The organism is Vibrio sp. OPT46 (assembly GCF_015163535.1).
GTDB classification, from domain to species: Bacteria; Pseudomonadota; Gammaproteobacteria; order Enterobacterales; family Vibrionaceae; genus Vibrio; species Vibrio alginolyticus.
Genome location: NZ_JADDYG010000372.1, coordinates 13,182 through 22,680, shown reverse-complemented (window position 1 = coordinate 22,680; position 9,499 = coordinate 13,182). Strand labels below are relative to the sequence as shown.

The following is a 9,499-nucleotide window of genomic DNA, read 5'->3' as shown; positions in this document are numbered from 1 at the left end:
AACAAGCGACGGGTAAGCATGTACTGACTCGTGAAGGGGCGGGTGCTGCTGGTGGTATGGGCGCGGCCTTGCTCGGGTACACGCCAGCACGTTTGCAACCGGGAATTGAGATTGTGCTTGAAACGGTCAAACTTGCTCAGCATGTTGCGGATGCGGATATCGTATTTACAGGCGAGGGTCGAATCGATCATCAAACCGCACATGGCAAAACGCCGATGGGCGTTGCTCAGGTCGCCAAGCAGTGTAATTTACCAGTCATTGCATTAGCAGGCTGTGTGGGCGACAACTATCAGGCGGTTTATGAGTGCGGCATTGATGCGGTGTTTGCTTGTGTACCAAGGGCGATGAGCTTACCTGAGGCCATGAAAGAGGCCGACGTCAACGTTGCCAATTTAGCCGAAAACGTCGCGAGAATGTGGCAAATTAAGTCGCACTGAAAGCGATGACGATATGAAAAACTCCACCTTTGCGTGGAGTTTTTTGTTGTTACCTGTTTGCGTGTGTCGGCATAAGTTCATTTAGTAAGAGCGAGTTAACAGGCATGCTTTGCTATCAATTTTGCCAGTGTTTGCATCGCGTGACTCCAATCGGTTTCATGACCAAAGTTTGCCACGCTGAGGCGTACGCAATGCCGATATTGCCCTTGAGTGCCAAATACGGTGCCGGGAAGTAGGCTGATTCTGTGCTTATTGCATGCTTGATACAACGCATAGCTGTCCGTGTCTTCGGGCAGTCGCAACCAAAGCAAGAACGAACCTTGCACGGCGTTGATCTGGTATCGATTTTTTAGAGGTTCGTATTCATCCAAGTATTGATGAAGCATCTGGATAAATCGGCGCATGTTGTTTTGATAAACCCGACCCATTCGCGCAGTATGCGTTCGATACTTGCCTGACGTTAGAAACGTTGCCACGGCGGATTGCATCAGGTTCAAACTGCCCATGTTCTCACACAGTAGATATTGCTCAATCTGATCTCGATATCGCCCCGCCAACATCCAACCAATTCTCAAACGCGAATCGAGCGTTTTGGATAACGAATTCACGTAAATTACGCGTTGCTTGTCATCGAGCAATCTCAAGCTTGGTAACGGCTTGTCATAGCTTAACCCGCCAAACACATCGTCTTCGATAATAGGAATATTGCCAGATGCCAAGAGCAATCGCTGGCGCTTTTCTAGCGGCATCATGGCACCAGTAGGGTTGGTGAAGTTTGGCGTTACGATTATCGCTTTTATGTCCCATGTCGCCATTGCTTTTGCTAAGGCTTCGGGGCACATACCGTCGCGTGGGCAACTCGGAATTTCCACCACTTTGAGGCCGAGTGATTCTAGCATCAATAAGTTGCCAAAATAGCAAGGGGACTCCACCGCGACGATATCGCCTTTTTGTGTCGTTGCGCGCAGCGCTAGGCTAATGGCTTGTTGCGCGCCGTGCGTCACCATGATCTCATCCAACTTGGCTGGCGTGCCCAAATCTTGTGTGATTTTCGCTAGTTGTTTGATTAAGAGGTGATCACCGGGTGGTAATTGGTAATGGCTCGGTACATGCGTTTGCTGGCGGCTGTGGCGGCCGATCTCGGCGTACAAGCTTTTGATCGCGGGGGAGTCAATGTTTGGGTGGGCAGAACCGGTAGGCAAACGCTCTTGGTATTCAGGGTACGTGAGGATTTCTTTGCAGATCGAGAGCAAATCCACGCGAGTCGGATCCGGAATTGAGCGAGAGGTCGGCAAGGCGACTTTAACTCGATAACCCGATTTGGGAACCGAGTAAACCAAGTTTTGTGCTTCCAGCTCTTGATACGCACGAATCACGGTATTTTTACTGACGTTTAATTCTTGGCTCAACGAGCGAATGGAGGGCAGTCGATCATCCGCCTGATAAACGCCACCATTGATGGCTTGTTTGAGGTGTTTTTCCACCACGAGGTACTTATTCCCTTCACCGCTTCCCAATAAATCTGTACCCATAAAAACACTTCCATCTGTCACTTTTTGAAAACACTGTACCTAATTACATTAGCAGTATCTCAAAACATAAAACAAGCGTGAGTGAGGCGATCATGTTAATCCGAGCCATCCCTTTTGTATTTGTCATCCTTTGGGCTTCTGGATTCGTTGGTGCGCGTTTTGGTTTGCAATATGCCGAGCCAGCGACACTACTTTCTATCCGTATGGCATTCAATGTCTTATTGTTTTTGGTTCTTGTGGCGGTATTGCGTAGAAGGTTGCCGACAGGAAAAGATTTTTGGCACAGCTGTGTAGTTGGTGCGTTGATCCACGGTTTCTATCTGGGCGGTACTTATTTCGCTATCGCCTTGGGTATGCCTGCTGGGTTGAGTTCGTTGCTGGTGGGTATTCAACCGATTTTAACCGCGGCTTTGCTGGTGGCGTTTGTTCGTGAGGAATTTAAACCCTCGCAATGGTTGGGTTTGGCTCTTGGTTTTGTCGGTATCGCTATGGTGTTGATGGGCAAAATGGAGTGGCAATCCGAGCAGCATAAAGTGTTGGCCATTGGTTTGTGTTTGTTGGCTTTGGTTGGTATCACGCTAGGGACGCTTTATCAGAAAAAACATTGCCAACAAGTGGATATGGTGGGTGGTGCGACGGTGCAATATTTGGCCGCTCTCGTCATGTTTCTGCCCGTTGCGATGCAGTTTGAAACCATGCAAGTGCAGTGGGAACTGGAGTTTATTTTGACTGTGTTGTGGTTGGTCGTCGTGCTCTCTTGTGTAGCTATTCTACTGCTGTTGTACATGGTTAAGAACGGTGCTGCATCGAGCGTAGCTTCTGTATTCTACCTGGTGCCGCCAACGACGGCGATTCAGGCTTGGCTCGCGTTTGGAGAGTCATTTGATTGGATGGGGATTTCTGGTTTCGTACTGGCAGCTACGGCGGTGTATTTGGTGGTTAAAAAGCCGGATCTGACGATAAAGAAATCGATTCAAACAGAATATACCTAAATTGGGTAGGGACATTTTCGTACCAGTGGGTACAATCTGCTTCATCTTAATCCGTGGAGCAGAATGATGAAGGTAAAGCCAGATCGAATGACCGCCATGCGTAGCATCATCGAGCAAGTAAAAGCGGAACTACCAATTTATGAACCAGAAACGTTTGTATGTGGACCAGAAGGGCAGTGCATTGGCTGTCCGAAGAAATTGTTGGAAATGGTCGATTCAGAAGTCACTTATTGGGAGTCAGCCATGGAGCGCGGCATTGTTCCGCAGTTCGATGAGATTCGTCGTTTTGGCAAAATGTGCACGAATGTTCGTCGTGGTCTGGTGCGAAATAATGTGCCTTTACTCAGTAACTAGAGAGTAAAAAACCGTCTAATATCTGACACATAGCGTCGTTTTGTTACACTGCTCTTTGGCTGCTGTTCTCAAGTTTGAGTGGTGTTTGTCTCTTCTTACCCCTTAAGCCTTTAATCGTAAGAAATTGGCGATATATTGGCTCGGTCTCACATGGATGTGGGGCTATTGTCTTGGGCTAGTTGAGATAAGAAACGTGAAATCAAAGGGATTTACGCTGATGGAAATCACCATAGTGCTTACCACTTTGGCTTTCATCGCATTAGCTGCTTTACCAGTATTACTCGATATTCATCGCCAAGCATACGCTGCGATGCTGCACAGTTCTCAGTCTTCTTTGGGTACGGCTCTCAAATTCTTTCATGCTCAATCAGTGATTGATAACGCTTACAGCCAAGAGCACGTTCACTACATTGGCCGACATGTCAAAACACGCAAAGGCATGCCAGAAGCGAGTGCCGATAGTATTCGAGCTTTGTTAGAAATCGATCTACCAGCCAGAGGTTATTCGAAAATTGACGTGCCGTGCAAAGGCAGTGATTTTTGCATCATCGGTCAGCAGCACCCAAACAGTGCTCATTTTGTCGCTATTCCTGATTATCAGTTCTTAGATAAATCGGGTGTTGATCGCGTGGTGTACATTTGGCCGCAAGGTTACACACTGGCAGAAGAAGCATGCTATTTCTACTACGTGAATCAAGCCTCTAACGATTCAATTGTTCGAGGGCATGTGACGCAAGGGTGTTAATCCCGAATAAGTGTTGCGAACAACGGTTATCGTGACTCTACAAATCGGGGTTTTTCGAAGGGCTTTGCGCTTTATACAATACCATTTTTTGACTCATCAAGACTTTACCATTTGGCAAGGTCACTTCCCCAAGTTCCCCCTGATGTTCAAATCCAAACCGTTCATACAAAGCAATCGCTGGTGTGTTGGTTGTGTATACGTAGAGTGCGATTTGGTCGTAACCAAATTCCCAACCACGTGCGATCGCGACTGCCAATAGTTTCCGCCCCAATCCTTTGCCTCGGTAGTTTTTGTCGATGTGAATACCAAGAATACCGACGCGAAGGCGTTGCCCTCTTTCGTAACCGCACATCTCAGCTGGGTAGATTTCAACACTACCGATAAGTTTTTGGCGGTCAAACGCGACAAACTGAGGGATGGACTCGTTTTCCACACGTTGCAGGATTCTGCGAAGCGTTGCGTTATCGGGTGCAGGAGAAATCAAAAATTCCCCTTCGGAGTACACTCGATTCCACAGCGCGGTGAAGCGCGCGATATCGCTCACCTTGATGGATCTGATTTGCATTCATCTTCCTTGATTAGTGCAGGTTAGTAACGGTTAGGGGATAAGCTCAGATAAACAACGAATTTGGTTAGGAATGGCTTCGGCTGGTGCATCAGCGCCCGTTGGGTTAAACCAAATTGTGTTTACGCCCGCTTTCATCGCAGGGTAAATATCTTTGTGAGGTAAATCGCCAACCATGGTTATTCCACTCACGTTAACCCCTAACTGTTTTGTGATGGCGAGATAAAACTCAGGTTGGTTTTTAGCGATGCCGAGGTTGGCAAAACAAAAATAGCCATTTAAGTATTGGTCTAAGTCGACGCGAACAAATGCACGCTGAACCTCTTCCATGTTGGAATCAGATGCACTGGTCGCAATGTAGATGGGATGATTTTGGGAAAGTATTGCCAGTGTTTCTCTGGCTTGAGGAACTGCTTCTACGTGTTCCCAATCGCACATTTTTCCTTGTGCCTCAGGGAAATCTACCATCAAGGTGTTCCCCCAATCGAAAAGATAAATCATGTTCGAATCTCCTTATCCGCACATCATATCGTCTTTTTCTAAAATTAGGGGGTAAATTGCATCGATAAATACGATTTAGGTGGGTTTAGTCGTGAAAAGCGCTTAATTGTCGTTATCGTTACAAATGTTTCAGCATAATGCGTGAGTTAGTTTTAAAACCTTGATTATCGTAAAAGCGCTGTGCTGGCTGATTGAATTCCATCACTTCCAATCGAACTTGTGTGGCATTGGCATCGCGCGCCCATTGCTCACAGGTTTGGAGCAGTTGGCGGCCGATTCCTTGCTGCTTTTGCGCTTCATCGACAACAATTGTTCCCACGCGACAAATTGGGTCTTTGATCAGAAAACTGACGGTGTCGTTTTGGGTGATCATCGCGGTTAAGAAGCCGAGAATTTGCTGTTCGCGTTCGGCAATCAAAAAGAGTCGCTCTTTGTTCTCTAGTGCTTGTGCAAGAAATTCGCGGTCAGCTTCTGAAGGCGCAACAAAGGCTTCTGGCGCATTTGCAAAATGCAGTGAATTAATTTGAAAATTAAGCTGAAAAATTTCGTCTAAATCATCGGGAATCGCTTGTCGGATATGGACTTGCATTCTATCTGCCCCCTGCAATATCGATAAATGATCCTGTGACATAAGAGGCTTCGTCACTTAATAGCCAAGCGATCGCATTTGCCACTTCTTCTACCGTGCCACCGCGTTTAAGAGGAATTTGAGGGCTGAGTCTATCTACTCGGTTTGGTTCTCCGCCGTCGGCATGCATATCAGTGTAAATGAAACCAGGTCGAACGCCATTGACGCGAATATTGCGCTCTGCCAACTCTAGCGAGAGCCCTTTAGTTAAGGTATCCATCGCGCCTTTTGATGTGGCGTAATCGACATACTCAAATGGCGCGCCTGAGCGCGACGCTCCAGAGGAGACATTCACAATTGCACCGCCTGCACTGAATCGCTTCGCCGCTTCTCGACAGCAGAGAAAACAGCTATTCACATTGGTGTTCATTACTTTCTGAAAGCGTTCCAAGCTGATTTCTGACAAAGGCGATTGAGTAAATAGGATGCCAACGTTGTTGACCAAGTGCGTCACTGCACCAAATTCACGTTCTGTTTCATCAAACAAGGAGAGCACTTGCTTCTCATCGGCTACGTCTGCGGCGATGGCAATCGCTTTGCCACCGTTTGCTTGTATTTCTGCCACAACTTGGTCGGCGGCCTCTTGCTGAGTGCGGTAATTAACGCAAACGCGATAGCCTTGCTCGGCCAGCTTTTTCGCCGTTGCGGCTCCAATGCCTCGGCTTGCGCCGGTAATGATGACTACTTTATTCAAAATACGTCCTTATTTTTGTAGTGAGTAGATTTTATCGGCGTAGGGTTTGCCACCAATTTGGTATGCGTCTGGAATGACCTCAATGAGTTCGAAACCACATTTTATCAGGACACGTTCTGACGCAATATTGCCTTCAGTGACCGTCGCGGAAAAGTGGTTGATGTTATGTGTCGAGGTTGCCCAGTATAGAAGCGCTTGAAGAGTTTCTGTTCCAAACTGTTGGCCATGAAATTCCGGCAAAAGTAAGTAACCTACCTCTGCCTTACCGTTTTCAATAGCAAAGCCAGTGATGCCGATGGGTTGTTCAGATTGCTTATCGAGTATTACAAGGCAAAGCCAATGCTGGCTATTTGGGGTCCATGGTAATAATCGCGAAGCAAATTTTTCTCTTATTTCTGTTTCGCTGGGACGATCGAAACAGAGCGCAATAACCTCTTGTTCGGAGAGTAATCGTTGAAAGAGTTCCCAGTCACTGGCTTTGATGGGTCTTAATTGGCTTCTGTGCGTCTCGATATAAACTGACATGCGTGTCCTTACTGCATCAATGTGGAGATTCAGTCTCTCATCCTCTTATCTGTTTAATCAAATAGTTGCATTCATAAAAGTGATTTATGTGGTGAATAGTTGGCTAGGTAATGGATTATTGTCATATATTCATCTTTGAGATGTAAATAACAAAATTTCATACTTGAGGCATACAGAGCAACACGGAAATGATGTGGATCAAGAGAGGACTACCCATAAAGTAGTAATTTGCGACCTATAATTACATTTTATTTGGAAGTGTTGCTAATTATGTCAATAAAAAAACGATATGTTGCACTGCTGGTTGCTGCCGGCATTGGTGTGGGCTGGTTAACTTTGGGGGGGAGTGCGGCAGTAATGCATTACACCTCAGATACTGAATTTTGTCTCTCGTGCCACTCTATGGAAACCCCTTACAAAGAGTACCAAGGCTCAGTGCACTTCAGTAATGCGAAAGGCATTCGCGCGGAATGTTCTGACTGTCATATTCCTCAAGAACCAATGGATTACCTGATCACCAAAATTCGCGCGTCGAAAGACATCTACCATGAATTTGTGACAGGTAAGATCGACACGCCAGAGAAATATGAAGCACATCGTAAAGATATGGCTGAAACGGTATGGGCTCAGTTCCGTGAAAATGATTCAGCGACGTGTCGTTCGTGTCATGATTTCGATGCAATGGAAGAGTTTGAGCAATCACGTGATGCGGCGAAGATGCACGCTTACGCGAAAGCAAACGATCAAACGTGTATCGATTGTCATAAAGGTGTGGCGCACTTTGCACCAGAAGCAGAGCTAGACAGCAAGGCATTTGAAACGTTGATGAGCTTCACCACAAAAACATCACCTGGTGCCAAAGTCGTTTACCCTGTGACTGAAATCGCAATGGGTGAGATGGGTAAAATTAACCCAACGACGAAGTTGGAAGTAATCAGCTCTGAAGGCGACAACCGCACTGTTAAGTTGAACGCATTCCAAATGAAAGGCGCAGAGCAAGTGCTTTACATGGGAGAAGGTCAACGTGCCATCGTAGCAACGCTAACAGAGCAAGGCCAACAAGCGCTTGAAACTGGTGAATTTGAGGCAGATGTTTACGGCAACGAATGGCGCGCGGTTTCTCTAACAGGTGCTATTGATTCTCCAGTTGTAGACACGCTTGAACCCGTATGGTCATACGCAGAAGAGTTGGACAACGTTTACTGTGCAACTTGTCACGCGAAAATTCCTTCAAATCACTTCACAGTGAATGCATGGGGACCGGTAGCGAAAAGTATGGGTGATCGAACTGATATTTCAGCCGAGAACCTAGAAATTCTAACCAAGTTCTTCCAGCACCACGCGAAAGATGTGGTTGGTCACTAACGATAAATAGAAGGATAAGATTATGACTAATATGACCCGTCGCGGATTTCTAAAAGGCACTGGTATGGCGGCTGGTGCAATGGCATTCACTTCATTTGCACCTATGTCTGTTGCTTCTTCTAATGCTCGCGGCAAAGGCATTCTAACGGCGGGCCGCATGGGCCCAATGCTGTGTGAAGTGCAAGACGGTAAGTTGGTTTCGACTACTAATGCTCTTCCACAAACTGTACCAAATAGTCTACAAACTACTGGGCCTGACCAAGTGCATACCAAGGCGCGTGTGAAGTACCCAATGGTACGTAAAGGCTACTTGGCAAACCCATCGTCGCCAGAAGGTGTGCGCGGTAGTGATGAGTTTGTGCGTGTGTCTTGGGATGAGGCTTACAAGCTGATCCACGAACAGCACATGCGAATTCGCAAAGAATATGGCCCGGCTTCTGTGTTTGCAGGCTCTTACGGCTGGCGTTCAAGTGGCGTGCTGCACAAAGCACAAACCTTGCTGCAACGTTACATGAGCATGGCGGGTGGCTATTCAGGCCACTTGGGTGACTACTCAACGGGTGCTGCGCAGATCATCATGCCGCACGTTGTGGGCTCTATCGAAGTGTACGAGCAACAAACCACGTACCCAGTGGTATTAGAGCACAGCGATGTGGTTGTGCTTTGGGGCTTAAACCCAATCAACACTCTAAAAATCGCGTGGAGCTCAACAGACTGTGCTGGTCTTGAATTCTTCCATCAATTGAAAAAATCAGGCAAGACGGTTATTGCGATTGACCCAATTCGTTCTGAAACCATCGAGTTCTTTGGCGAGAATGCGGAGTGGATTGCTCCTCACCCAATGACCGACGTGGCAATGATGATGGGTATCGCACACACCTTGGTGAAACAAGGTAAGCACGATAAAGCCTTCCTCGATAAATACACCGCAGGTTACGACAAGTTTGAAGCGTACCTGATGGGCGAAGAAGACGGCGTAGAAAAATCAGCAGAATGGGCATCACAAATCTGTGGCGTACCTGCGAAGCAACTTGAGCTACTGGCTGACATCTTCAGTAAAAACCGCACCATGCTGATGGCGGGTTGGGGCATGCAGCGCCAACAATACGGTGAGCAGCGTCACTGGATGCTGGTTACACTGGCAACGATGTTGGGTCAAAT

12 protein-coding genes are annotated in these 9,499 nt (G+C 47.0%); 6 read left to right on the top strand and 6 right to left on the bottom strand.

What is annotated here, in order from left to right:
• On the top strand, positions 1-437 hold a 437-nt coding region (locus IQR33_RS17180; protein WP_193843882.1), incomplete at its 5' end, for a glycerate kinase.
• Between the two features lie 95 nt (positions 438-532).
• On the opposite strand, the gene IQR33_RS17175 is transcribed toward IQR33_RS17180, so the two are convergent.
• A complete protein-coding gene (locus IQR33_RS17175) occupies positions 533-1,969 on the bottom strand; it encodes a PLP-dependent aminotransferase family protein (RefSeq protein ID WP_193843881.1) in 1,437 nt (478 codons plus the stop codon).
• Positions 1,970-2,061: 92 nt separating this feature from the next.
• Here IQR33_RS17175 and IQR33_RS17170 point away from each other — a divergent pair, with 92 nt between their 5' ends.
• From IQR33_RS17170 to IQR33_RS17160, 3 genes are all read left to right on the top strand, one after another.
• Positions 2,062-2,961, top strand: coding sequence for a DMT family transporter (locus tag IQR33_RS17170; protein WP_017634359.1), 900 nt, complete (start codon positions 2,062-2,064; stop codon positions 2,959-2,961).
• Between the two features lie 66 nt (positions 2,962-3,027).
• A complete protein-coding gene (locus IQR33_RS17165; protein WP_005374318.1) occupies positions 3,028-3,315 on the top strand; it encodes a hypothetical protein in 288 nt (95 codons plus the stop codon).
• Positions 3,316-3,469: 154 nt separating this feature from the next.
• Positions 3,470-4,060, top strand: coding sequence for a type II secretion system protein (locus tag IQR33_RS17160; protein ID WP_228010105.1), 591 nt, complete (start codon positions 3,470-3,472; stop codon positions 4,058-4,060).
• Between the two features lie 37 nt (positions 4,061-4,097).
• Here the strand turns inward: IQR33_RS17160 and IQR33_RS17155 are convergent, their stop codons facing one another.
• From IQR33_RS17155 to IQR33_RS17135, 5 genes are all read right to left on the bottom strand, one after another.
• Positions 4,098-4,625, bottom strand: a complete 528-nt coding sequence (locus tag IQR33_RS17155) for a GNAT family N-acetyltransferase (RefSeq protein WP_005374314.1) — start codon at positions 4,623-4,625, stop codon at positions 4,098-4,100.
• A 33-nt stretch (positions 4,626-4,658) separates the two neighbouring features.
• Positions 4,659-5,126, bottom strand: a complete 468-nt coding sequence (locus tag IQR33_RS17150; protein ID WP_193837834.1) for an HAD family hydrolase — start codon at positions 5,124-5,126, stop codon at positions 4,659-4,661.
• A gap of 118 nt (positions 5,127-5,244) precedes the next feature.
• Positions 5,245-5,715: a GNAT family N-acetyltransferase gene (locus IQR33_RS17145; RefSeq protein WP_033907192.1), complete on the bottom strand. Its 471-nt coding sequence runs from the start codon at positions 5,713-5,715 to the stop codon at positions 5,245-5,247.
• Between the two features lies 1 nt (position 5,716).
• Entirely contained in the window at positions 5,717-6,448 is a 732-nt protein-coding gene (locus IQR33_RS17140) for a glucose 1-dehydrogenase (RefSeq protein ID WP_193837835.1), read from the bottom strand.
• Between the two features lie 9 nt (positions 6,449-6,457).
• Complete coding sequence (locus IQR33_RS17135) at positions 6,458-6,973, bottom strand: GNAT family N-acetyltransferase (protein ID WP_025768771.1); 516 nt, start codon at positions 6,971-6,973, stop codon at positions 6,458-6,460.
• Between the two features lie 270 nt (positions 6,974-7,243).
• Here IQR33_RS17135 and IQR33_RS17130 point away from each other — a divergent pair, with 270 nt between their 5' ends.
• Positions 7,244-8,338: a NapC/NirT family cytochrome c gene (locus IQR33_RS17130; protein ID WP_017634357.1), complete on the top strand. Its 1,095-nt coding sequence runs from the start codon at positions 7,244-7,246 to the stop codon at positions 8,336-8,338.
• 22 nt (positions 8,339-8,360) lie between these two features.
• Positions 8,361-9,499 (top strand): molybdopterin-dependent oxidoreductase (locus tag IQR33_RS33360; protein WP_228013954.1); only part of this gene is annotated, 1,139 nt, incomplete at its 3' end.

What these genes read in the sequence shown, in the direction of transcription:
- IQR33_RS17175 (WP_193843881.1), bottom strand. Translation starts at nt 1,969, where the DNA reads ATGGGTACAGATTTATTGGGAAGCGGTGAAGGGAATAAGTACCTCGTG.
- IQR33_RS17170 (WP_017634359.1), top strand. Translation starts at nt 2,062, where the DNA reads ATGTTAATCCGAGCCATCCCTTTTGTATTTGTCATCCTTTGGGCTTCT.
- IQR33_RS17165 (WP_005374318.1), top strand. Translation starts at nt 3,028, where the DNA reads ATGAAGGTAAAGCCAGATCGAATGACCGCCATGCGTAGCATCATCGAG.
- IQR33_RS17160 (WP_228010105.1), top strand. Translation starts at nt 3,470, where the DNA reads ATGTGGGGCTATTGTCTTGGGCTAGTTGAGATAAGAAACGTGAAATCA.
- IQR33_RS17155 (WP_005374314.1), bottom strand. Translation starts at nt 4,625, where the DNA reads ATGCAAATCAGATCCATCAAGGTGAGCGATATCGCGCGCTTCACCGCG.
- IQR33_RS17150 (WP_193837834.1), bottom strand. Translation starts at nt 5,126, where the DNA reads ATGATTTATCTTTTCGATTGGGGGAACACCTTGATGGTAGATTTCCCT.
- IQR33_RS17145 (WP_033907192.1), bottom strand. Translation starts at nt 5,715, where the DNA reads ATGCAAGTCCATATCCGACAAGCGATTCCCGATGATTTAGACGAAATT.
- IQR33_RS17135 (WP_025768771.1), bottom strand. Translation starts at nt 6,973, where the DNA reads ATGTCAGTTTATATCGAGACGCACAGAAGCCAATTAAGACCCATCAAA.
- IQR33_RS17130 (WP_017634357.1), top strand. Translation starts at nt 7,244, where the DNA reads ATGTCAATAAAAAAACGATATGTTGCACTGCTGGTTGCTGCCGGCATT.